This is a genomic window from Blastococcus goldschmidtiae (assembly GCF_031845325.1).
Classification (GTDB): domain Bacteria; phylum Actinomycetota; class Actinomycetes; order Mycobacteriales; family Geodermatophilaceae; genus Blastococcus; species Blastococcus goldschmidtiae.
The window spans coordinates 1-21,209 of record NZ_JAVREI010000001.1 but is presented as its reverse complement, the minus strand read 5'-3'; the positions used below and the strand labels follow the sequence as shown (position 1 = coordinate 21,209).

Sequence of the window (21,209 nt, the reverse complement as noted above, 5' to 3'; positions counted from 1 at the left end):
CGGGCCGTGGCCTGGACCGAGAAGGACATCCCCGACCTCACCGGCCGCACCGCGGTGATCACCGGCGCCAACGGCGGACTGGGCTTCCAGACGGCGCTGGCGCTGGCGGCAGCGGGCGCGCACGTCGTCCTCGCCGCCCGTGATCCGCAGAAGACGACGGCGGCGGTGGCGCGGATCGCCGAGCGGTACCCCGGGGCGTCGCTGGAGGTCGTGCCGCTGGACCTGGGCGAGCTGGCGGTCGTGGCGACGGCGGCGGAGACCGTGCTGGACCGGCACGAACGGGTCGACCTGCTGGTCAACAACGCCGGCGTGATGGCGATGCCGCAGCGGACCACCGTCGACGGGTTCGAGATGCAGCTCGGCGTCGACCACCTCGGCCACTGGGCGTTGACCGCGCACCTGCTCCCCGCCCTGCTGCGGGCCCCGGCCGCCCGGGTGGTGACCGTGACGAGCACCGCCCGCTTCATGGGCGGACCGCTGGACCCGGCCGATCCGCACATGACGCGGAGGTACCGGGCGTGGGGCTCCTACGCGCGGGCGAAGATGGCCAACTACCACTTCGGCCTGGGCCTGCAGCTGCAGTTCGAGCGGGCCGGGGTCACTGCGGCGTCGCTGATCGCGCACCCGGGGCTGTCGAACACCGACCTGCAGGCGCGCACGGTGCGCGAGGGCGGTGGCGGCTGGGTCGGGGCGGCGGCGCATGCGCTCACCGCCCGGTCGGGCATGACGCCGCTCGAGGGGGCGCGGCCGCAGCTGCGCGCGGCCGCCGATCCGGCCGCGTCCGGCGGTGAGCTGTACGCGCCCCGGTTCGGCTCGCACGGCCCGCCGGTGCGGCGGCCGATCCTGCGCCGGTACGACCTCCAGAAGCAGATCGACGTCCTGTGGAGGGTCTCCGAGCAGGAGACCGGGGTGCCCCTGGTGGTGCCGTCGGCCTGAGCCGGCGCGTACCTGCGGGTACATGGCCCCGAGCGGCGTGATCGGGAGCCCGGTTCGCCCGCGGGTGGGGAGGGCGCCGGTCCACCGGTCGGTGGACGGCGGACCAGCGCTTCGAGGGTTCCGGTGCGGCGCGGCACCGGACAGGCTGGCGCCCATGACGACGACCCGGCCGGGCCCCTCGTGCGGGGAACGCGGCCTCCGGGCGCGCCGATGGGGCCCTCCTTCCCCGCAGGAGGGCGCGGGTTCAGCGCGGCGCCGGGTCGTGCCGCTCGCGCACGTGCCGCTCCAGGCCACGGCCGACCGGCTCGCCGCAGACGTCGCACACCCACGACGCCGAGATCCGGTGCCCGGCGTGGTGGAACTCGACCGGCGGCTCGTCGGCGACGTAACGGTCGCCCCACTGCATGAGCGCCTGGAGCACCGGCAGCAGATCTCGGCCGGCCCGGGTCAGGTGGTAGTCCGAGCGCGGCGGGCTGTCGCTGTACGGCCGCCGCTCGAGCACGCCGGCGTCGACCAGGGCGCCCAGGCGCGCGGTCAGCTGCTCCCGCGGCGCGCCGGTGCCGCGCCGGATCTCGCTGAACCGGTGCGCGCCCAGGGACACCTCGCGGACGACGAGCAGCGCCCAGCGGTCACCGACCACGTCCAGCGCGCCCGCGATGGAGCAGCGCCGCCCCGGGAGCTCGTCCAATCGATCCGCCATGCTTTCAAGGTTCGCATACCGAACCAAGTCGTGTACGGTCCGGCAGAGTCGGTTCGGCAGGCGAACCGAGGACGAGGCGGGATGCCATGAGCGCCAGCACCGAGCAGCCGTCCACGCCGTCGCCGGCATCCCCGCCGTCCACACCGCCGCCGGCCGACCGGCCGGGCCTGGTGCTCCTGGTGGTCTCGGCGGCGGTCTTCCTCTCCGCGCTGGACCTGCTCATCGTCAACATCGCGTTCCCGACGCTCAGTGCCGAGTTCGACGCGTCGACCGTCGCCCTCTCCTGGGTGCTGAACGGCTACACGATCGTCTTCGCCGCACTGCTGGCGCCGGCCGGCCGGATGGCCGACCGGATCGGGCGGCGGCGGGTCTTCCTCACCGGCCTGGCCACGTTCCTCGCCGGATCGCTGGGCTGCGCGCTCGCCTGGGACGTGCACAGCCTGGTCGCCTTCCGCGTGGTGCAGGCGACCGGTGGCGCCATGGTGACGGCGACGTCCCTGGCCCTGCTGCTGGCCGCGTTCCCCCCGGCGCGCCGGGCGCAGGCGATCGGCGTGTGGTCCGCCGTCGGTGGCGTGGCCGCCGCCCTCGGCCCGCCCATCGGGGGGCTGCTGGTCGAGGTGTCGTGGCGCTGGATCTTCCTGGTCAACATCCCGGTCGGCATCGCGGCCCTGGTCGTCGGCCTGCGCGTGCTGCCCGAGTCGCGCGACGAGTCCGAGACCCGCCGTCCCGACGTCGTGGGCACCGTGCTGCTCGTCCTCGCCGTCGGCCTGCTGGCCTACGGGCTGGTCGCCGCGCCGGACCGCGGCTGGGACAGCGCCGTGGTCCTGGGCGCGTTCACCGGCGCCGTCGTCGCGGGTGCGCTGGTGGGCCTGCGGGCGGCCCGTGCCCCGCGGGGCACCGTGCCCGTCCTGCCGCTGGCGCTGTTCCGGGTGCGCTCCTTCACGCTCGCCAGCCTGTCGATGGCGATCTTCATGGCCGGCTTCGCCGGCATGCTGCTGGGCAACGTCCTGTGGCTCACCGGCGGCTGGGGCTTCACGCCGACGCAGGCCGGCTTCGCCCTGATCCCCGGCCCCGCGCTGGCCGCCCTGACCGCCGTGCCCGCCGGGCGGCTCGGCGCCCGGGTGGGATGCGGGCTGGTCGGCGCGACGGGGATGACGCTGTTCGCGCTCGGCACGCTGTTCTGGTTCTTCCAGGTCGGTTCCGACCCCGCGTTCGTCACCGATTTCCTGCCCGGCCAGATCCTCACCGGGATCGGCGTGGGGCTCACCCTCACGAACCTGTCGGCTGCGGCCTCGTCGTCGCTCCCCCCGCCGGCGCTCGCCACCGGGACGGCCACGTTCGGCGCGGCCCGGCAGATCGGCGCGACGCTCGGTGTCGCCCTGCTGCTGGCCTCGGTCGCCGGCGCCGGGGGAGAGCTCGTCGGCGCCGAGCGCGGGTGGCTGCTGATCGTCTGCCTCGCCGGCGCGGCCGCCGTGGTCGCCCTCGCCGTCGGCCGCGGGCAGCACGCCGACCTGCGGGTGGTGCCCGCCCCCGTCCCGGTGCCCGCCCCCGTGTCCGTCCCCGCCCCCCTGCCCGCACCCGTCGACCGAGCGGAGCACATCCGATGACCCTCACCACCGACCCCGCGGCACCGGTCGCCGAGCCCCGCCGGCTGGTCTTCGACCCCACCTGGCGGACGTTCACCGGCACGCAGGGCGGGCTGCTCGTCGGCCACCTGCTGTCCGCCGCGGCCGAGCTGACCGGAACCGCTCCGCGGGCGGTCACCGCGCACCTGCTGGGCGGGGTCGCACCCGAGGTGGATGCCGTGGTCACCGCCGCCGCCGACCGCGCCGGCCGGACCGGCAGCGTGCGGGGCGAGCTGCGGCAGGGCGGCGTGCTGCGCGCGGTCGCCCAGGTGCTCACCTCCGCCGGGTCCGCGGCGCCGGTGGCCGAGCAGTACCCGAGGGCCGGCGGGCCGGGGCTCGAGGACGGCGAGCCGTTCGAGCTGCCCCGCGACTACGTCCCGATCGCCGAGCACCTGGAGATCCGGGCCCTGGGCGCCTCGCGGCCGATGGGCGGTGGCGACGAGCCGCGGCTGCACGCCTGGGTGCGCGTCCGCGGCGGCGAGCTGTCCCCGCTGGTGCAGCTCGGCGTGCTGCTCGATGCCCTACCGCCGTCGCTGTTCGCCGTGCGCACCGTGCCGGCGCCGATGCCGACGGTCGAGCTGACCGCCCACCTGGCCGGTCCGCCGCCGCCGACCGGCGCGTGGGTGCGGGTGGACCAGCGCACCGTGTGGGCCGACGCCGACATCGCGGTCGACGACGTCGAGCTGCGCGGTCTCGACGGGTCCCTGGTGGCGCGCGGCCGACAGACGCGGCGGCTGCTCGCGGGCTGAGCCGGGATCAGGTGACCTGATCATGGCGCGTCCTCCCTCACGGCCCACGGTGAGGGAGGACGCGCTCCGGTGAGGGAGGACGCCCGCGAGGTCAGGCCCCGTCGACCGCCCGGTCGGCGAACACGAGGCTCACGGTGTGCCCGCTCGAGGGCCAGTTGGGCACGTTGAGGGTCTGCGGCCGGCCGGCGTCGCCACGGGGCAGGTTCCGGGCGGTGACGGTGCCGTCGGCGTCCGGCGAGGCAGGGAGGAACACGTCGATGCCGCTCTGGAAGGGCTGCTCGCCGAAGTAGGGCAGCTTCGCCAGCGTCGTCTCGCCGGGGGTGGCGACGTCGTCGTGCACGTGCAGCCCGATCGTGCCGTCGGGCGCCGAGGACAGCAGCCGGACGAAGTCGCTGCTGCGGACGTAGGGCTGCAGGTAGAGGTGGTGGACCACCGGCGAGGCGTCGGAGCTGAGGGCGTACTCGTAGTGGGCGCCGTTCTCGAGCTCCACGGGGCCGAACTCGCCGTCCGGGCCCAGCTCGACGGTGGCGTGCGGCTCGTCGCCGGTGCGGGCGCCGGTACCGGAGTCGATGGCCCAGATGTCCAGCGTCGCCTCGCGGCCTGTGTTGGCCGGGAAGTTGACCGCGCGGCCGGAGATCTCGACGGGCGCGCGCTGCGGCACGATGTCGACCACCTCGGGCTCCTCCCCGACGAGGAACTCGTACTGCGCGGCGAAGGACTCCTTCGACGTGGCCACCTCGACGTGCGTCTGGCCGGGGAACTGCGCCTGGACCGGCGCGGTGCAGGGGACGACCTGCGGCTCGGGGCACGGGCGCCCGTCGATGGCGACGTACTTGGCCACCTTCGCCGCCTGCGCGGGGTCCTCGAGGTAGAGGTTGGCGACGCCGGTGCCCCGGGAGTGCCCGATCAGGTAGACCTGCTCGGCGTCGAACTCGGCCAGGGTCTCGTCGACGACCTCGGTCAGGCCGGCGGCGTAGGCCTCGATGTCCAGGCCGGCGCCGTCGTGGTCGTAGGCGACGATGCGGTCCTCGGGGTAGCCGTTGGCCACGAACCGCATCGCGTTGGACTCGATCTGCTGGGCCGACCCGGCGAAGCCGTGCACGAAGACGATCGGCAGGGCGACGTCGTCGGGCAGGGGCGGGAGCGGATCGGTGCCCTCGACCGCGGCCTCCGTCGGCTCCGCCGCCGAGCCGCCGCTGCTGCCGCCGTCGTCGTCCGCATCGGAGGAGCAGGCGGTCAGTGCCAGGGCGGCCGCGAGGGCGACGGCGTACAGCGGACGGCGGATCCCGGTGTCGGTCACGGCGACACCTTAGGGGCTCGAAGTGACCTGGGTCGCACCTCGGAATGCGCCTCGTGCCGCCCCGGCTTCGTCCATCCGTGGACCTGTTCTCCCCGATCGCCCTGGGCGACCTGCAGTTGGCCAACCGCGTCGTCATGGCACCGCTCACCCGGCTGCGCTCCGGCGCCACCGGGGTGCCCGGTGACCTCGTCGTCGAGCACTACCGGCAGCGCGCGGGCCTCGGGCTGATCATCACCGAGGGCACCTGGCCCAACCCGCAGTCGAAGGCCTATCCCGGGCAGCCCGGCATCGTCACCGACGAGCAGGTCGCCGGCTGGGGACGGGTCGCCGACGCCGTCTACGAGCGCGGCGGCCGCATCGTCCTGCAGCTGATGCACGGTGGCCGCGTGACGCACCCGGAGATCAACGGCGGGCTGGAGGCCGAGGCGCCGTCGGCCATCGCGATCCAGGGCGTGGCCCGCACGCCGGCCGGCAAGCTGTCCTACCCGGTGCCGCACGCGCTGACGACCGACGAGCTCGCCCGCGTCCGGGACGACTTCGTGCAGGCCGCGCGCAACGCGATCGCCGCCGGGCTGGACGGCGTGGAGCTGCACGGCGCCAACGGCTACCTGCTGCACGAGTTCCTGTCCCCGGCGTCCAACGAGCGCACCGACTCCTACGGCGGCACGCCCGCGAACCGCGCCCGCTTCGTCGTCGAGGTGGCGACGGCGGTGGCCGAGGCGATCGGCGCGGGCAGGGTCGGCCTGCGCATCTCGCCGGAGCACAACATCCAGGACGCGTTCGAGACCGACGCCGCCGACGTGCTGCTCACCTACGGCTCGCTGCTCGACCAGCTCCGCCCGCTCGGCCTGGCCTACCTGTCGGTGCTGCACAACGAGCCCGCCGGCGAGCTGGTGCAGGAGCTGCGCCGGCGCTTCGGTGGCCCGCTCGTGGCCAACAGCGGCTTCGGCACGGTCACCACCCGCGAGGAGGCGGTGAGCCTGATCGAGAACGCGCACGCCGAGGCCGTCGCCGTCGGGCGCGCCGTCATCGCCAACCCGGACCTGGTCGAGCGCTGGGCCGGCGAGCACCCGGAGAACGACCCGCAGCCGCACCTCTTCTACGCCGCCGGCGCCGAGGGCTACACCGACTACCCCACGCTGGAGCACGCCGGCTGAGCCCGGCTCGACGCGCATGATCACCGCACGCTGAGGGTCGCCCCGATCGAGATGCGGACGACCCTCAGCGCGTGCTGATCGAGGTCGCGCCCGGCTCCTTGCGCAGCCCCTGGTCCCACAGCTCCCAGGTCTGGAAGCCCCAGAAGACGGCGAAGCAGCCGATCAGGCTTGCCTCGATGAGCAGCAGCCAGTGCTGGACGCCGGCCGCCCCGAGCAGCACGCTGCCGACGACGGAGGCGACCATCGCCAGCGCGATCCAGGTGTAGCGGTTGAGCCGCCGGACGGGTGCGTCGGTGCCCCTGCGCTCGTAGTAGATGTTCACCGCGTTGACGACGACGTTGGCGAAGACGAAGACGAACATCGCGATGGCCGCCACCGGGTGGCCGTACCGGTCGAACCACTCCGGCTGCAGCCGGAAGACGGCGACCGCCGCGCCGAACAGCAGGACCGACTCCGCGTAGCCCAGGATCTCGATCCGGGTGGGGGCGGGTTCACCGTTCGGCGTCCGGCGGTTGTGCCACCAGAGCACCGCGAGCGCGGCCAGGGCGGCGCCGATGACGGCGAGCAGCGCGACCACGTTGTTGGCGATGTTGAGGTCCCGGTTGAGGTCGTCGGTCACGACCCCGCACGCGCTCGGGTCGTGGATGGGCACCAGGGCCACGAACGGTGCGCACATGCCGGCGAAGTTCAGCAGCACGTCCTCGGAGTCGGTGTTCCCCTTGAGCGACACCAGGCAGACGCCGATGGCGATCAGCGCGCCGACGAAGAGGTTCTGGACCGGGGTGTAGTAGTAGCCGCTCAGCGAGGTCTGCCAGCAGTTGCCGTCGACCCGGAGCACCTCGTGGACCACGGCGACAGCCAGGCCGAGCACCATGGCGACCATCGCCAGGCGCAGGTACCGGTACGTCTTCACGGCGGCGACCGCCGGATCCGGCCCAGGCGTCTGCCCGGTCGCGACCTGCTCCAACCACCTCATGACCGCCCCCGTCCCCGTGCCCGAATCGTCGGGTCGGCGCGCGCCGGTCGCAAGGCCGGCGCGCCCGTTCAGCCCTCCAGCAGCCCCGCCTCGTGGGCGAGGATCGCGGCCTGGGTGCGTTTGGTGAGGTGCAGCTTGGTGAGCAGCCGGGAGACGTAGGTCTTGACGGTCGCCTCGCTGACGAACAGCCGGCGCTGGGACCGGCCTGCTGTCCTCGGACCTGCTGGGGGTTCGCCCTCGACCTGCTGTTGGACGGCTTCGAGCGCCTCCGCGAGCAGGGGTGGGCGTCCCGCCGCCGCTGACGCTCAGGCGGCCGGCACCTGCGCGCGCACCGCGGCCAGGAACGCCGTCGGGTCGTCGGCGAAGAGGCTGATCCGCCGCACCGTCGCCGAACCCTCGGGCAGCCGGACGTGCACGGGCACGTCCAGGTCGATGTCGACGTTCGTCCGGTCCTGCATCCAGAGGTTCAGGACGTCGTCACCGGGTGCGAGCCGCGGCGCCTTGTCCTCCCGGATCCGGGTTCGCCGCACCACGGCGTCCACGGCGTCCCACGGCAGCGCGAGGTCCACGTCGGTCGCGTAGCGGGCGCGGATGCCGTCCGGCCCCACCGCGTGCGGTCGGGTGACCATCGCGGCGAGCATCCCGAGCATCCAGGCGACGCCCCAGACGCCGACCACCAGTAGAGGGGCGCGGACGTAGGGCCAGCGCTGGACGAGCACGTCCACGACCACCAGCTCGAGCACCGAGACGGCGGTGATGGTGATGTGTACGGCCAGCACTGCGCGGTGGTAGCTGAACCCCGCAGCGCCCGCCGGCACGCGCGGGCGCCGGAGGACGAAGCGGGAGAGGCTCTGCCAGACCCCGATCTCCATCTGGACGGCGCGCCGGGCCAGGTAGGCCGCCCACTCGCCGGTCGTCCGGGAAACGGGCACCGGTGCCGTCACGACGGGTCCATGAGCTCGTGCAGGCGCGCCGTCACGGCGTCCAGGTCGGCACGGAAGTGTTGGAGCCGGTCGACGTCGAAGTCCGAGACCACGTGCGCCGCGATGCGGCGGCGGCCCTCCTCCATCTCCGTCACGGCCTGCGTGCCCTGCTCGGTGAGCGACACCAGGGTGGCGCGCCGATCGGTGGGGTGCGGTGAGCGGCGGACGAAGCCGCGGGCCTCCAGCGCGTCGACCAGCCCGGTCACGTTGCGGGGGCTGACCTGGAGGGCGTGGGCCAGCGCCTGCTGCGTCGACGGCCCGGAGGAGTGGGCGACCCAGAGCAGATGGGTCCGGGCAGCGGTGAGCCCGGCCGGTTCGAGCTCGCGCGCCATGTCGGCCTGGATCAGCAGCGCGATCTCCAGCAGCCGGTCGAAGACGTCGATGTCGTCGGGCATATCGTGAACGTACTACACGATGTATGTCATACCCGACCTTGAGAGCCAACGGACACCGGGCCCGCCCGCGGGTGCAGGCGGGCCCGGTGCGGTCGTACCGGGCGTCAGCCGGCCGTCTCGATGAGCTGCGCCATGCGCTCCTGCTATATCCGCAGGCCGCGTTCCGAGACGCACCCCGGCTGCGTCTCGATTCGATAGCGGACAACCCGATGGCGCCTCAGGCCGTCGTGCGGTCGGCGTCCCCGGTGCCCTGACCTGCGCCGAGCTCCTCACCGTGCACGTGCCCGAAGGTCGATCCGGCCGCGGGATGGGGCCCCTCGCGCAGCAGCGACGCTTTCATCTCCGCCGGCGCCAGCGCCCGCGCGACGTGCCACCCGACCACCGCGACGATCGTCCCGAGCGCGATCCCGCCCAGGGAGAAGTCGTCGGTGATCTGCAGCAGCGGCGCGTCGTTGCCCGAGTTGCCGACGGCGATGACGATCCCGGCGGCCAGCGGCACCAGGTTGATCGGGTTGGCGAAGTCGACGCGGTTCTCCTTCCAGATCTTCGCGCCGAGCAGCCCGATCATCCCGTAGAGCACGACGGTGATCCCGCCGAGCACGCCACCGGGGATCGCGTTGATCAGCGCCCCGAACTTGGGCACCAGGCCCAGCACGATCGCCACGACGGCCGCCACGTAGTACGCGGCCGTCGAGTACACGCGGGTCGCGGCCATCACGCCGATGTTCTCCGCGTACGTGGTCGTCGGGGCGCCGCCGACCGAGGTGGCGACCACGGTGGCCACGCCGTCGGCGAAGATCGTCCGGCCGATCATCGGGTCGAGGTCGCGGCGGGTCATCTCGGCCACCGCCTTGACGTGCCCGGCGTTCTCCGCGACCAGCGCGATGACCGCGGGCAGTACCAGCAGTGCGAAGTTGGCCGAGAACGACGGCGCCGTGAACTCCGGCAGTCCGAACCAGGGGGCGTCGCCGACGGCGCCGAAGCTGACCCGGTCGTGGGCGAACGGTGTCGCCAGGCAGTAGGGGCCCTCGCTGTCGCACGCCTCCCCGGCGGCGCCGCGCAGGTTCTGCCCGGGGAGCGCCGAGGTGAGCGGCCCCGCGGTGACGTCGAGCAGGATCGAGAGCAGGTAGCCGAAGACCAGCCCCAGCAGGATCGAGATGCGGGCCAGGAACCCGCGCAGCAGCAGCGAGGCCACGATGACGAACGTCATGGTCGCCAGCGCCACCCACTGGTCCTGCAGCCAGTAGGTCGCCGTCGCCACCGGCGCGAGGTTGAACCCGATGAGCATGACCACGGCGCCGGTCACCGCCGGGGGCAGCACGCGGTTGACCACGCGCACGCCTACCAGGTGGATGACCAGGCCGGCCAGCGCGAGGACGACGCCGGAGACCAGCAGTGCACCGAGGACGTCGGCGTCCGAGCCACCCGCGGCCCGCACGGCGACGACGCCGCCGACGAACGAGGCGGAGCTGCCCAGGTAGCTGGGCACCTTTCCCTGCACGACGAGCAGGAACAGGATCGTGGCGATCCCGCTCATCATGATCGCCAGGTTGGCGTCCAGGCCCATGAGCAGCGGGAAGACGAACGTCGCCCCGAACATGGCGACGACGTGCTGCGCGCCGATCCCGGCGGTGCGCGGCCAGGAGAGCCGCTCGTCCGGGGCCACCGCCTCGCCCAGCGGCGGGGTCTTCCCGTCGCCGTAGAGCTTCCAGCCGAACGCCATCGGTGCCTCCTCGACCCGCACGCACGCCCGCGCAACCGGCGGCGGGCGACGCGCATCGTCCCACCGCCCGGCGGCGCACCCGGTCAGGGGCGCCGCCGACTCGGTGGACGATCAGTCGCGGGGGCGCGCCGGGTGCGGGGTGCGCCGGTACAGGTGCACCGACACCGCCGCGAGCCACGCCCAGCCGACGACGACGCCGGCCCACAGCCCCAGCACGGCGACCGGCGACGTCGACCCGCTGGCCACCCCGGCGAAGCCGGCCAGCACGACCGCGCCGGTGAGCACCGAGGCCCCCGCCCAGGTGTGCCGCGACTCCGCAGCGAACCGGCGGGCCAGCACGACGGTGGCCGCGATCAGGCACGCGAAGCCCACCCCGCCCGACACCAGGTGCAGGATTCCGCCCAGCGTCGCCTCCGCGGGCGGGCCGTCGGGCGTGCCGAGGGGGAAGCCGTCCATGGGGTCGGCCACGAAGATCCCGCTCAGGACCAGCGCTGCGCCGTAGCCGCCGAGCAGCGCGCCTGCGGCGGTCGCACCGGGTCCGCCGCGGAGCGCCCGGTGCACCCCGAGGGCCGCGGCTCCCGTCATCAGCCCCGTCACGACCAACGTCGTCACGTGGATCCAGCCCCACGGCCCGTTGCTGAGCAGGCTGAGGCTGTGCCGGGTGAACCCGAAACCGTCCCGGGCGTGGCCCTGGACCGCGCCGGCCAGCAGGTACACCGCGCCCGCCAGTGGCCCGTAGCCCAGCAGTGAGCGGGTGATGACCGCCGGTCGGTCCCAGCACTCCGCCTCGAGCGTCCGCGTGCCCGCCACCGGACCTGCTTCCACGGTCATGACCCCACCTCTCGCTCGGCTGTACTCGTCGGTTCCTGGACCGACGGGTCCCCGAGAAGTCATCGGTCGTCCGGAGCGAAGTCTCAGTCGAGGGCGCAGCTGAGCAGGCCGCTGACGGCGCCGGCGAACTCCTCGCTCCGGGTCAGCGGCTCCGGGAACGCCACCCGCACGTCGTAGCCACCCCTCGGTGACTCGACCCGGTACCGCACGCCGAACCGGTCCAGCCCGAGCAGGCGGACGTCGTCCCGCCGCCCGGCCCAGGCCTGCACCCGCACGCGCAGCCGGGCCAGCGCGTCGGCGTCCGCGGTCAGCAGGTCGGCCTCGGCCAGGGTGACCGGGTCGGGCGCCGCGGCGACGAAGTCCTCCGGCTCGACGTGCTCGACCGCCTGCGCCTCGTGGAGGACGACGTCGGCGATGTCGAGCTCCAGCAGCGTGGCGGTGAGCCCGACGTCGAACAGGGCGTCGCACGGGCACGCGTCGGCGAACGCCAGCACGGCGGCCGGCACCTCGGCGGGGGGCAGCGGCGTCAGCCAGCCGGCGAGCTCCACGAGGGCCCGGACCGGCTGGCGCGGCAGTGCGGGCGCCCGGTCGGTCACGGTCAGCCGGGCCGGGAGATCACCGACCGGGGAGCCGGCCAGCGCGGGCAGCAGCGGTCCGGAGTTCGGGACGACGACGAGCGTGCGGCCGTCGGCCGTCGTCGCCGCTGCCAGCGCGGGGGTCGTCCCCGTGCCGAGGACGTGCAGCGCCGCCGAGGGACGCGCAGCCACCGTGCGGGCCCGCTCGGCCGGCGACGGCTGGCCGCCCGCTGCCGCGGGAGCGGTGACCGGAGCCGGGGTGCCGGCACCGAGCCGGCTCGGCCTGCGACCACTCGTCATGGGACCACCTCGAAGCTCTCCGTCGGACTAGTAAGGTGAGCCTAACCAAAGATGGAGGTTCCCGTGAACACACCTCGCCCCAAGATCCGGATCAGCCGTGCGCTCGGCATCGCGCTCACCCCCAAGGCGGTCGCCTACTTCGAGCGCCGGCCGTACCCGCCCGGTGAGCACGGCCGGAAGCGCCGCAAGGACAGCGACTACTCGACCCGGCTCAAGGAGAAGCAGCGGCTGCGGGCGCAGTACGACGTCAGCGAGAGCCAGCTGCGGGCGGCGTTCGACCGCGCCAGGCGCTCGGGAGGCAAGACCGGCGAGGCGCTGATCCAGGACCTCGAGTCACGCCTGGACGCCACCGTCCTGCGCGCCGGCTTCGCCCGCACGATCTACCAGGCGCGCCAGTTCGTCACCCACCAGCACGTGCTGGTCAACGGCACGCGCGTCGACCGCCCCTCCTACCGCCTGAAGCCCGGCGATTTCGTGCAGGTCGCCGAGAAGTCCCGGTCCAAGGAGCCGTTCGTCGTCGCCGCGTCCGGCGCGCACGCCGAGCCGCCGACGTACCTCGCGGTGAGCCTGGCCGACCTGGTCGCGCGGTACGAGCGGACGCCGGCCCGCGACGAGGTCCCGGTGATCTGCGAGGAGCAGCTGGTCGTGGAGTACTACTCCCGCTGATCCCCCCTTGCCGCGCGGTCGTGCAGCCGACAGGCTCTGCGCCCATGTGGACCCACGCCTTCGGGGACGGGGACCCCGACGTCGAGCGACGGATGAACAGACCGGAGAACGAGCTGCCGACGGCGCTGCCGGTCAACCGGCTGCTCGCCCGGACGCCGGAGGTGGCCGTCGCGCTCGTGGGGCTGCAGGCCTACACGACCGGGGTCGCCTTCCTGCTGGCCGCGCGCGCTCGGGGAGTCGCGGGCCCGGAGGGCGAGAGCCGGCTGAACGACCTCTTCTGGGGGCACCGGTCCGGGCCGCGCTTCCTCCTCGGCGTGGAGTTCGCCGACGGCCGGCGGGCCAGCAGCCTGGGACTGCACGGGAGCGCGGGCGACCTCGTGTTCCACCCGGGCGCCGGCAGCGGCGGGGAGGCTTCGGTGGACCAGGAATGGTGGCTGAGCCCGCTGCCGCCCGACGGGCCGTTGCGCGTCATCGCCCGCTGCCCGGAGCTCGGCCTGGCGGAGACAGCGGTCGAGCTCGACGGCGCGGCCATCCGCCGGGCCGGGGAGGCGGCGACCGAGCTGTGGCCCTACGAGCCGCGGCAGGACCCGCCGCTCGAGCCGCCCCTCCCGCCCGACGTGCCGTCGGACAGCTGGTTCGCGCGCTAGGTCAGCGACGGAGGTCGACCGGAACCCGGACGGCCAGGACGGCGACGTCGTCGTCCGTGCGCCCGCCCAGCTCGGTGAGCAGCCCGTCGCAGAGCTCGTCGAGCGGCTGGCGCCCTCGCCGCTCGAGCTCTGCGATCAGCCAGTCGGTGCCCTCGTCGAGCGTGGAGCCGCGCCGCTCGACCAGTCCGTCGGTGTAGAAGAACACGGTGTCGCCGGGGCGCAGGCTCAACTGGTGATCGAGCCGTGGGGCCGCCGGATCGATGCCGAGCAGCAGCTCCGGTGCCCGGGCCAGCAGCTCGGTGCTGCCGTCGCGGCGGACCAGGATCGGTGCAGGGTGGCCGGCGTTCGACCACCGCAGCGTCGCCGTCCCGTCCCCGCCGTCCACGGCCGCGACGACCACGGTGATCAGCGTCGGGCGGCGCCGGGTGGTGAGCACCCGGTCCAGCCCGGTGAGCACGGCCGCGGGCGACCCGGAGCTGGTCTGGGCGATGGCGCGGAGCATGCCCCGCACCTCCGCCATGGTCGCCGCGGCCTTCCCGTCGTGGCCGGCGACGTCCCCGATGACCAGCACCGTCCCGCCGTCCGGGACGCCGAAGCCGTCGTACCAGTCGCCGCCCACCTGTGCGTGCCGGCCGGCCGGGACGTAGCGGACCGCGGACTGCAGCCCGGGGAGGGACGGCGGGTCGCCGAGCAGGTGCCGCTGCAGCGTCTCGGCGGTCTCGAGCACCGCACGCGCGGCCGCGGCCTCCTGGCCGAGGCGGGCCATCTCCGCCTCCCGGCGCAGTCGCAGGGTGCTCGCGACGACGGCGGCGGCCGTGCCCGCCGCGATGCCGGCCAGCCGGATCAGCTGCGCCGCGAACTGGTTGCCGGTGTACAGCTGGTCGTAGATGCCGAGAAGTGCGGCGACGACGACGGCCAGCGCCCCGTACGCCAGGGTCGCCCGCCGGCCCAGGGCGGTGGCGGCGACGAGCGGCGCGATGACGACCAGGGTGAGGATGGCGCGGTCGCGGCCCATGAGGATGTCGATGAGCGCGACGATCGTCAGGACGGCGAACGGCAACGCTCGTTGGATGCGGGCCAGCCTGCCCAATGATCGCTCCCGTCCGACGCGGCCCCGGGCCGCTGCTGGGCCCTGCGCGCGAACCGTAGAGGACGAGTCCGGTGCGGGAGGAGAGGAGCGGTGCGGCCGGGCCCCGTGGCGGCCGTGCGGTGCGGCAGCGGGAGCCGGAACACCGGTGCGACGGCGGGCGGTCGTCGCCTTCGCCGTATCGACGTGGAGCAACTCCAGATTCTTCTGTGACAGGAGTCAACAACGCCCCGCTGCTGCCGAAAGCTGCTCCGTCAAGGATGACGGCGCAGCCATCGCGGACGGGCTTCGAGCCTCCGGCGGGTCTGGGCCACCGAGAGAACGGAAACTCCTCCCATGCGCATGTCGCGCGTTCTGCTCGCCGGCGCCGCGGTCGCCGCAGCCGGTATCGCCACCTCCGCCTTCACCGCGAGCAACTCGGTCAACAACAGCGTGGCCGGCTACGACGAGGCCACCGTGACCGGGGCGACCGTCACGGACATCGACTACAACGTGAACGCGACGGACTCGTCCGTCCTCGACTCCATCGACTTCCTCGCGACCGAGAACGTGTCGGGCATGCAGGCCATCCTGCAGCTGCAGCTCGCCGACGGCACCGCCGTGGGCAGCCCGATCACGTGCACGGTCGGCGCCTTCACGACCGCCACGCCGATCAACTGCCCCACGCCGGGGCGGGAAATCACCGCCTTCCAGGGCATCGGTCTCACGGTGGCCCAGTAACCCCACTCGCCCCGAGCGTCGCGGGCGGCCGAGCGGCCGTCCTGCGCGCCCGAGCCGGAAGCGACCATGAACGCCGCCACCAGAGCCGCCAGCATCAGCGTGATCGCCGCGCTGGTGCTGGCGGCTGCCTGGTTGTTCTGGCCGACGCAGCTCGGCGGCGCCACGACCTACGTCACGACGCACGGCGTGAGCATGGAGCCGGGCTTCTCCACCGGCGACCTCGCGGTGCTCCGGCCCGCCGGCTCCTACGAGGTCGGCGACGTGGTGGCCTATCACTCGGAGTCGCTGAACACCGTCGTCATGCACCGGATCGTCGCCGTCGAGGGTGACCGGTTCGTGCTGCAGGGAGACAACAACGACTGGCTCGACGAGGACCGCCCGACCACCGACGAGCTGCTCGGCAAGCTGTTCCGCCAGGTGCCGCAGGGCGGCAGGGCGCTGGCCGCGGTCGCCTCGCCCTGGTCGCTCGCGCTCATCTTCGCCGTCGTGTTCGGGCTGTTCGGCACCAGCCGGCGCGGCCGGCCGACGGGCCGGCACGCCGCCGGTCCGCGTGCCTCGGCCGCCGCACCGCTGCCCACGACCTTCTCCATGCCCACGCGTGCCCAGGCCCGGCAGATCGCGATCGCCTCGGGCGCCGTCGCGATCCTCGCCGCCGTCGGCGGCGCCGTGCTGCTCGCGATGCCCGAGACCGAGACCGAGACCCGCACGCAGCCGGTCACGCAGGAGGGCCGGTACGGCTACGCCGGCGTCGCCGAAGCCGGGACGACGTACCCGACCGGTGCCATCTCGACCGGCGACCCGATCTACACCAGGCTCGCCGACGCGCTCACCGTCTCCCTCCAGCACACCGTGGACGCTCCCGGGCTCGACGAGGTCACCGGCACGCTGCGGCTGGACCTGGCGGTGGCGACCGCCGACGGCTGGAGCGCTCCCGTCGGCAGCAGCGCCGCCGTTCCGGTGGAGGACGGGACGGCCACCGCCACGGCCGACCTGGACCCGGACCTCGCCGCCGCGCTGGTCGGCCGGCACAACGCGGAGATCGGCGGGAGCGCGGGGTCGGCCACCATCGTGGTCACCCCCGTCGTCGACGTGACCGGCACCCTCGGGGGCCGGCCCTTCACCGCGGCCGGGCTGGAGCCGCTCACCTTCACCATGGACGCCGTCGCGCTGCGCCCGCCGGTCGCCGAGGCCGTCTTCGCGCCCACCACCTCCGTCCCCGTGTCCGTCGACGAGCAGGTGACCCGGTCGTTCACCGTGCTCGGCGTGGACCTGCCCATCGACGTCGCCCGGGTGGCCGCGGTCGTCGTCCTCGTCGCCGCCGTGCTGGTAGGGGCCGTCGCAGGTGGGATCGGCCGCCCGCGGTCGGGGGACGCGGCCGACGAGTTCGCCGTCCGCAACGCCGCGCGCATCCTCCCGGTCGCCGGGCTCACCCCCGGGCGCAGCGTCGTCGACGTCTCCGACGCCCAGGCGCTGCGGCGCGTCGCGGAGCGGATGGACGGACTGCTGCTGCACCACGCCGGTCCCGACGGGCAGACCTTCGCCGTCCAGGACAACGAGACCACCTACCGCTTCGTCTTCCCCGACACCGCGGTCACCCGGACGCCGCCGCCCCCGCCGCCGCGGGTCACTCTGGCCCCGGTCACCGCGCCGCTGCCGCGCGTCGCCTGAGCGCGACGGCCGCGGTCAGCGGCGCCAGAAGTCGAAGCGGTCCCGGCCGGGACGGAATCCCGCCGCCTTCACGACGTCGACGGCGAGGTCGAACTTCTGCCCGACCGCGGACGGCGTGTGCGCATCGCTGCCGAAGCTGACCGCCTCACCGCCCTCCTCGTGGAACCAGCGCATCTGGTCGGCCGAGGCCAGCGGGCTGGTCGTGTTGATCTCCAGTGCCCGGCCGGAGCGGGCCAGTGCGCGGAACACGGCCCGGTACTCCTCCTCGTAGTCCTTCTCGACGTACCGGTGCGTGCCGCCGGGCCAGTAGCGACGCGGGAAGTCCGCGTGCGCCAGCACCTGGAAGACCGCGCTGCTCTCGATCATGTCCACCAGCTCGCCGAGGTAGCGGCGCATGGTGCCGTCCGCGTCGTCCCACAGCAGATGACCGACGCCGTACAGCCGGCCGCCCTTGGCCAGCGAGTGCAGCGAGCCGAGGATGCGGTCGACCGGGGCGTCCCGCAGGTAGGCGGCCACGCTGCTGCCGAACAGGTGCGGCTCGCCGGTCTCGACTCCGGACAGGATGCGCAGCTCCGGGAACCGGCCCCGCACGTCCTCCAGCTCGGCGAAGTAGCCCTCGACGTCGATCTCCGCGTGCCGGGACGCGTGCCGTTCGACCAGGCCCTCGTCGGTCGCCCGGTCGTCGGGATCCCAGACGGTGAAATCCAGGTGCTCGGTGAAGGCGATCGCCGGGAGCCCGAGCTGGACGGCCTTCTCGCAGGCCCGGCGCATCGTCGAGGAGTCGGCGGTGTCCCAGGACCAGTGCGTGTGGACGTGGTTGTCCGGCGGTCGCTGCCCCTCGTGTGCCATCGCCTGTGGATTCTCCACCGTCGTCCACCGGTCCTGCGCGCTGGCCGGTGCTGTCACCGGCGGTGCCTACTGTCGGGGCATGACCACCGCCGCGCCGTCGTCCGAGGTCGCCAGCTCCGTGCACGCCGAGGCGCTGGCCGTGCTCCGCGAGCTCACCGGCCGGCCGGACGCCGTCTTCCGCGAGGGGCAGGACGCCGCGGTCTCGGCGCTGGTCGAGCGCTCCCAGCGGGCGCTGGTCGTGCAGCGCACCGGCTGGGGCAAGTCCGCCGTCTACTTCGTCTCCACCGCGCTGCTGCGCCGCCGAGGCAAGGGCCCCACCTTGCTGGTGAGCCCCCTGCTGGCGCTGATGCGCGACCAGGTGGCGGCCGCGGCCCGCGCCGGCATCCGCGCGGTCGAGATCTCCAGCGCCAACATGACCGAGTGGGACGACATCGCCGCCCGCCTCGCGGCCGACGACGTCGACGTCCTGCTCGTCTCGCCCGAGCGGCTGACCAACCCGCGGTTCCGCGAGGAGCAGCTGCCCGGCCTGGTCGCCCGGTGCGGCCTGGTGGTCGTCGACGAGGCGCACTGCGTCTCCGACTGGGGCCACGACTTCCGGCCCGACTACCGCCGCATCCGCGACCTGCTGGGCACGCTGCCGGCCGGGACGCCGGTGCTCGCGACGACCGCCACCGCCAACGAGCGCGTGGTGGAGGACGTCGCGGAGCAGCTGGGCGCCGGCGGCGTCGAGGTGACGACCGTCCGGGGCCCGCTGTCCCGCGACTCCCTCCGGCTGGGCGTGCTGCGGCTGCCGTCGGACCGCGCCCGGCTGGCCTGGCTGGCCGCGCGCATCGGGGACCTCCCGGGCAGCGGCATCGTCTACGCGCTCACCGTCGCCGCGGCGGAGGAGACCGCCGCCCTGCTCCGGGACGCCGGGCACGAGGTGCGCGCCTACACCGGCCGGCTGGACGACGCCGACCGCAAGGACGCCGAGGAAGCGCTGCGGGAGAACCGCGTCAAGGCCCTCGTGGCCACCTCCGCGCTCGGAATGGGCTTCGACAAGCCCGACCTCGGCTTCGTGGTCCACCTCGGGGCCCCGTCGTCGCCGGTGAGCTACTACCAGCAGGTGGGCCGTGCCGGCCGTGCCGTCGAGCACGCCGACGTGCTGCTCCTCCCCGGCCCCGAGGACATCGCGATCTGGCAGTGGTTCGCCACCTCCTCCATGCCGCGCGAGGACCATGCGGCCGCGGTGCTCACCGCCATGGCCGACGGCAAGGCCTGGTCGGTGGCCCGGCTGGAGACGGTCGCCGACGTGCGCCGCTCGCGGCTGGAACTGCTGCTCAAGGTCCTGGCGGTCGACGGCGCGGTCGAGCGGGTGCAGGGCGGCTGGCGCTCCACGGGACGCCCCTGGGTCTACGACGCCGAGCGGTACGGGCGGGTGACCCGCACCCGGGAGGCCGAGCAGCGAGCGATGATCGCCTACGCCAAGCCGGTCGACGAGGCCGAGTGCCGGATGGCCTTCCTGCAGTCCGCGCTCGACGACCCGACGGCTGCGCCCTGCGGGCGGTGCGACGTCTGCGCCGGGCCCTGGTACTCCACCGACGTCCCCGAGGCCGCCGCGCAGGCAGCCTCGGCGGCGCTGGACCGTCCCGGCGTGGAGCTCGCTCCGCGCGCGCAGTGGCCGACGGGTGCCGATCGGCTCGGCGTCGACGTGAAGGGCAAGATCGCCGCCGGCGACCAGCTCGAGCCCGGTCGCGCCGTCGCCCGGCTCACCGACCTCGGCTGGGGTCAGCGGCTGCGCTCCCTGCTCGGTGACGACGGGGTGGGCGGTGTCGTGGACCTCGAGGCGCCCGGCATCGAGGAGGACCCCGACGCCGCGTTCGACGTGCCGGTGCAGCGCTCGATCTCCGACCTCCCACCGGACGACGAGCTCCTCCGCGCGTGCGCGCGGGTGCTGGCCGCCTGGGACTGGTCGCAGCGGCCGGTCGCCGTCGTGGCTGTCCCCTCGCGCCGCCGTCCCCGTCTGGTGACCGGCGTGGCCCAGGGGCTGGCCCGCATGGGGCGGCTGGACTACCTGGGAGAGATGTCGCTGGCACACGGCGGACCGACCGGCCAGCCCGGTGGGAACAGCGCCTTCCGGCTGGCGGGGGTGTGGGACCGCATCGTCGTGGGCCCGGAGCTCCGCGAGCGGCTGGCGTCGCTGGCCGGACCGGTCCTGCTGGTCGACGACCTCGCCGACTCACGCTGGACGATGACGGTGGCCGGTCGCGAGCTGCGGCGGGCAGGTGCCCCGGCCGTGCTTCCCTTCGCCCTCGCGCTCACCGCCTGAAGAAGGACCCCGCTGCCCCCCACGCCTCGCACGCTCGGCGCGGACCCTGCACAGGGGCCGTGTCCACAGCTTTTCGCACACATGTGCGAAAAGTCGGAGTAGCGTCCGGGTCATGACGCTCGCCCATCAGCCCTCGATGTGGGACGTGGCCGAGGAGGCCACCCTGACCCCGCTGGCCGGCCGCGTGCAGCGGCACGTGCTGAGCGCCGGCGCCTGGGTGGACCACCTGCCCGGCTGGGTGTCCGGATCCGACGAGGTGCTCGAGGTGCTGCTCGGGGACATCGGCTGGCGGGAGGACCGGCGCCAGATGTACGACCGTGAGGTGGCGGTCCCGCGGCTGCTGCGCTGGTACGGCGGGAACGAGACGCTGCCGCACCCGCTGCTGACCGAGGCGCGTGCGGCCCTGAACACCCGCTACGGGCCCGAGCTGGGCGGGCCGTTCGTGAGCGCGGGCATGTGCCTGTACCGCGACGGCCGGGACAGCGTGGCCTGGCACGGCGACCGCCTGGGCCGCGGACGGTCCGGCGACACGATGGTCGCCATCGTCTCGTTCGGCTCCCCGCGCCCGCTCCTGCTGCGCCCGGTCGCCGGCGGGCCGAGCCTGCGCTTCCCTGTGGGCCACGGCGACCTCGTGGTCATGGGTGGCTCGTGCCAGCGCACCTGGGAGCACTGCATCCCCAAGACCAGCAAGCCGGTCGGGCCGAGGGTGAGCGTGCAGTTCCGCCCCCGCGGTGTGGCCTGAACCCACCGTCGAACCGCGGGGTGACACTCCTCCGCACCGCGTGAAACCCAGGCGATCCGCGGGTTCTGTCCCCTGGATCGACGGCTGCGGACCCCCTCACGGGACCCCCCTGCAGAGGCCCCTGGATGTCGTGTAACGTTCTCCATGCGCCGCGCGGCCCTGAGGGGCCGCCGGACCGGGACCCGCCGCTGGCGGGGGCAACGGAAACCGGCGTAGTGTTGGACATCCAGCCAGGTGCGGAGCCCGTGAGGGTCGAGTGTCTGCGCGTCCGC

At 74.1% G+C, this 21,209-nt stretch carries 21 protein-coding genes; 10 read left to right on the top strand and 11 right to left on the bottom strand.

The window, feature by feature from the left end; all coding sequences use genetic code 11:
• Nucleotides 1-6: 6 nt before the first annotated feature.
• Complete coding sequence (locus tag RM425_RS00105) at nt 7-936, top strand: oxidoreductase (RefSeq protein ID WP_311343147.1); 930 nt, start codon at nt 7-9, stop codon at nt 934-936.
• A 244-nt stretch (nt 937-1,180) separates the two neighbouring features.
• Here the strand turns inward: RM425_RS00105 and RM425_RS00100 are convergent, their stop codons facing one another.
• Nucleotides 1,181-1,636: a winged helix-turn-helix transcriptional regulator gene (locus RM425_RS00100; protein WP_311343146.1), complete on the bottom strand. Its 456-nt coding sequence runs from the start codon at nt 1,634-1,636 to the stop codon at nt 1,181-1,183.
• An 86-nt stretch (nt 1,637-1,722) separates the two neighbouring features.
• On the opposite strand from RM425_RS00100, the gene RM425_RS00095 reads away from it, so the two are divergent.
• Together RM425_RS00095 and RM425_RS00090 are read left to right on the top strand one after the other, a co-directional pair.
• On the top strand, nt 1,723-3,243 hold the full coding sequence (locus RM425_RS00095; RefSeq protein ID WP_311343145.1) for a DHA2 family efflux MFS transporter permease subunit: 1,521 nt from the start codon (nt 1,723-1,725) through the stop codon (nt 3,241-3,243).
• Nucleotides 3,240-4,010 (top strand): thioesterase family protein, encoded by a 771-nt coding sequence (locus RM425_RS00090; RefSeq protein WP_311343144.1) that lies wholly within the window; start codon nt 3,240-3,242, stop codon nt 4,008-4,010. The genes RM425_RS00095 and RM425_RS00090 overlap by 4 nt, the downstream gene beginning before the upstream one ends.
• Before the next feature lie 91 nt (nt 4,011-4,101).
• Here RM425_RS00090 and RM425_RS00085 read toward each other — a convergent pair whose 3' ends face one another.
• Nucleotides 4,102-5,310 carry an alpha/beta fold hydrolase gene (locus tag RM425_RS00085; RefSeq protein ID WP_311343143.1) on the bottom strand — a complete coding sequence of 403 codons (1,209 nt, stop codon included), beginning with the start codon at nt 5,308-5,310 and terminating at the stop codon, nt 4,102-4,104.
• A 77-nt stretch (nt 5,311-5,387) separates the two neighbouring features.
• Here RM425_RS00085 and RM425_RS00080 point away from each other — a divergent pair, with 77 nt between their 5' ends.
• On the top strand, nt 5,388-6,467 hold the full coding sequence (locus RM425_RS00080) for an alkene reductase (protein ID WP_311343142.1): 1,080 nt from the start codon (nt 5,388-5,390) through the stop codon (nt 6,465-6,467).
• 64 nt (nt 6,468-6,531) lie between these two features.
• On the opposite strand, the gene RM425_RS00075 is transcribed toward RM425_RS00080, so the two are convergent.
• The 7 genes from RM425_RS00075 to RM425_RS00045 all read right to left on the bottom strand — a co-directional run bounded on the left by RM425_RS00075 (nt 6,532) and on the right by RM425_RS00045 (nt 12,250).
• Nucleotides 6,532-7,380 carry a hypothetical protein gene (locus RM425_RS00075; protein WP_311343141.1) on the bottom strand — a complete coding sequence of 283 codons (849 nt, stop codon included), beginning with the start codon at nt 7,378-7,380 and terminating at the stop codon, nt 6,532-6,534.
• 131 nt (nt 7,381-7,511) lie between these two features.
• Nucleotides 7,512-7,631: a LuxR C-terminal-related transcriptional regulator gene (locus RM425_RS00070; protein WP_311344012.1), complete on the bottom strand. Its 120-nt coding sequence runs from the start codon at nt 7,629-7,631 to the stop codon at nt 7,512-7,514.
• A gap of 117 nt (nt 7,632-7,748) precedes the next feature.
• On the bottom strand, nt 7,749-8,387 hold the full coding sequence (locus tag RM425_RS00065; protein WP_311343140.1) for a hypothetical protein: 639 nt from the start codon (nt 8,385-8,387) through the stop codon (nt 7,749-7,751).
• Nucleotides 8,384-8,821: a MarR family winged helix-turn-helix transcriptional regulator gene (locus RM425_RS00060; protein WP_311343139.1), complete on the bottom strand. Its 438-nt coding sequence runs from the start codon at nt 8,819-8,821 to the stop codon at nt 8,384-8,386. The genes RM425_RS00065 and RM425_RS00060 overlap by 4 nt, the downstream gene beginning before the upstream one ends.
• A gap of 217 nt (nt 8,822-9,038) precedes the next feature.
• Nucleotides 9,039-10,544 (bottom strand): uracil-xanthine permease family protein, encoded by a 1,506-nt coding sequence (locus tag RM425_RS00055; RefSeq protein ID WP_311343138.1) that lies wholly within the window; start codon nt 10,542-10,544, stop codon nt 9,039-9,041.
• 111 nt (nt 10,545-10,655) lie between these two features.
• A complete protein-coding gene (locus tag RM425_RS00050; RefSeq protein WP_311343137.1) occupies nt 10,656-11,375 on the bottom strand; it encodes a DUF998 domain-containing protein in 720 nt (239 codons plus the stop codon).
• 83 nt (nt 11,376-11,458) lie between these two features.
• Nucleotides 11,459-12,250 (bottom strand): DUF2470 domain-containing protein, encoded by a 792-nt coding sequence (locus RM425_RS00045; RefSeq protein ID WP_311343136.1) that lies wholly within the window; start codon nt 12,248-12,250, stop codon nt 11,459-11,461.
• 63 nt (nt 12,251-12,313) lie between these two features.
• Here RM425_RS00045 and rpsD point away from each other — a divergent pair, with 63 nt between their 5' ends.
• Nucleotides 12,314-12,916: a 30S ribosomal protein S4 gene (gene rpsD / locus RM425_RS00040; protein WP_311343135.1), complete on the top strand. Its 603-nt coding sequence runs from the start codon at nt 12,314-12,316 to the stop codon at nt 12,914-12,916.
• Nucleotides 12,917-12,960: 44 nt separating this feature from the next.
• Nucleotides 12,961-13,563, top strand: coding sequence for a hypothetical protein (locus RM425_RS00035; RefSeq protein ID WP_311343134.1), 603 nt, complete (start codon nt 12,961-12,963; stop codon nt 13,561-13,563).
• Nucleotide 13,564: 1 nt separating this feature from the next.
• Here RM425_RS00035 and RM425_RS00030 read toward each other — a convergent pair whose 3' ends face one another.
• A complete protein-coding gene (locus tag RM425_RS00030; RefSeq protein WP_311343133.1) occupies nt 13,565-14,623 on the bottom strand; it encodes a PP2C family protein-serine/threonine phosphatase in 1,059 nt (352 codons plus the stop codon).
• Nucleotides 14,624-14,986: 363 nt separating this feature from the next.
• Between RM425_RS00030 and RM425_RS00025 the strand changes: the two genes are divergently transcribed.
• Together RM425_RS00025 and RM425_RS00020 are read left to right on the top strand one after the other, a co-directional pair.
• Nucleotides 14,987-15,370: a hypothetical protein gene (locus tag RM425_RS00025; protein ID WP_311343132.1), complete on the top strand. Its 384-nt coding sequence runs from the start codon at nt 14,987-14,989 to the stop codon at nt 15,368-15,370.
• 66 nt (nt 15,371-15,436) lie between these two features.
• A complete protein-coding gene (locus RM425_RS00020; RefSeq protein ID WP_311343131.1) occupies nt 15,437-17,038 on the top strand; it encodes a signal peptidase I in 1,602 nt (533 codons plus the stop codon).
• A gap of 15 nt (nt 17,039-17,053) precedes the next feature.
• On the opposite strand, the gene RM425_RS00015 is transcribed toward RM425_RS00020, so the two are convergent.
• Complete coding sequence (locus tag RM425_RS00015) at nt 17,054-17,944, bottom strand: PHP domain-containing protein (protein ID WP_311343130.1); 891 nt, start codon at nt 17,942-17,944, stop codon at nt 17,054-17,056.
• Nucleotides 17,945-17,966: 22 nt separating this feature from the next.
• Here RM425_RS00015 and RM425_RS00010 point away from each other — a divergent pair, with 22 nt between their 5' ends.
• Both RM425_RS00010 and RM425_RS00005 read left to right on the top strand, forming a co-directional pair.
• On the top strand, nt 17,967-20,195 hold the full coding sequence (locus tag RM425_RS00010) for a RecQ family ATP-dependent DNA helicase (protein ID WP_311343129.1): 2,229 nt from the start codon (nt 17,967-17,969) through the stop codon (nt 20,193-20,195).
• Between the two features lie 112 nt (nt 20,196-20,307).
• Entirely contained in the window at nt 20,308-20,937 is a 630-nt protein-coding gene (locus RM425_RS00005; RefSeq protein WP_311343128.1) for an alpha-ketoglutarate-dependent dioxygenase AlkB, read from the top strand.
• Nucleotides 20,938-21,209: the final 272 nt, after the last annotated feature.

Bases quoted from the DNA above. Each gene is read 5' to 3' on its own strand.
- RM425_RS00100 (WP_311343146.1), bottom strand. From the start codon at position 1,636: ATGGCGGATCGATTGGACGAGCTCCCGGGGCGGCGCTGCTCCATCGCG.
- RM425_RS00095 (WP_311343145.1), top strand. From the start codon at position 1,723: ATGAGCGCCAGCACCGAGCAGCCGTCCACGCCGTCGCCGGCATCCCCG.
- RM425_RS00090 (WP_311343144.1), top strand. From the start codon at position 3,240: ATGACCCTCACCACCGACCCCGCGGCACCGGTCGCCGAGCCCCGCCGG.
- RM425_RS00060 (WP_311343139.1), bottom strand. From the start codon at position 8,821: ATGCCCGACGACATCGACGTCTTCGACCGGCTGCTGGAGATCGCGCTG.
- RM425_RS00055 (WP_311343138.1), bottom strand. From the start codon at position 10,544: ATGGCGTTCGGCTGGAAGCTCTACGGCGACGGGAAGACCCCGCCGCTG.
- RM425_RS00050 (WP_311343137.1), bottom strand. From the start codon at position 11,375: ATGACCGTGGAAGCAGGTCCGGTGGCGGGCACGCGGACGCTCGAGGCG.
- RM425_RS00045 (WP_311343136.1), bottom strand. From the start codon at position 12,250: ATGACGAGTGGTCGCAGGCCGAGCCGGCTCGGTGCCGGCACCCCGGCT.
- RM425_RS00035 (WP_311343134.1), top strand. From the start codon at position 12,961: ATGTGGACCCACGCCTTCGGGGACGGGGACCCCGACGTCGAGCGACGG.
- RM425_RS00025 (WP_311343132.1), top strand. From the start codon at position 14,987: ATGCGCATGTCGCGCGTTCTGCTCGCCGGCGCCGCGGTCGCCGCAGCC.
- RM425_RS00020 (WP_311343131.1), top strand. From the start codon at position 15,437: ATGAACGCCGCCACCAGAGCCGCCAGCATCAGCGTGATCGCCGCGCTG.
- RM425_RS00010 (WP_311343129.1), top strand. From the start codon at position 17,967: ATGACCACCGCCGCGCCGTCGTCCGAGGTCGCCAGCTCCGTGCACGCC.
- RM425_RS00005 (WP_311343128.1), top strand. From the start codon at position 20,308: ATGACGCTCGCCCATCAGCCCTCGATGTGGGACGTGGCCGAGGAGGCC.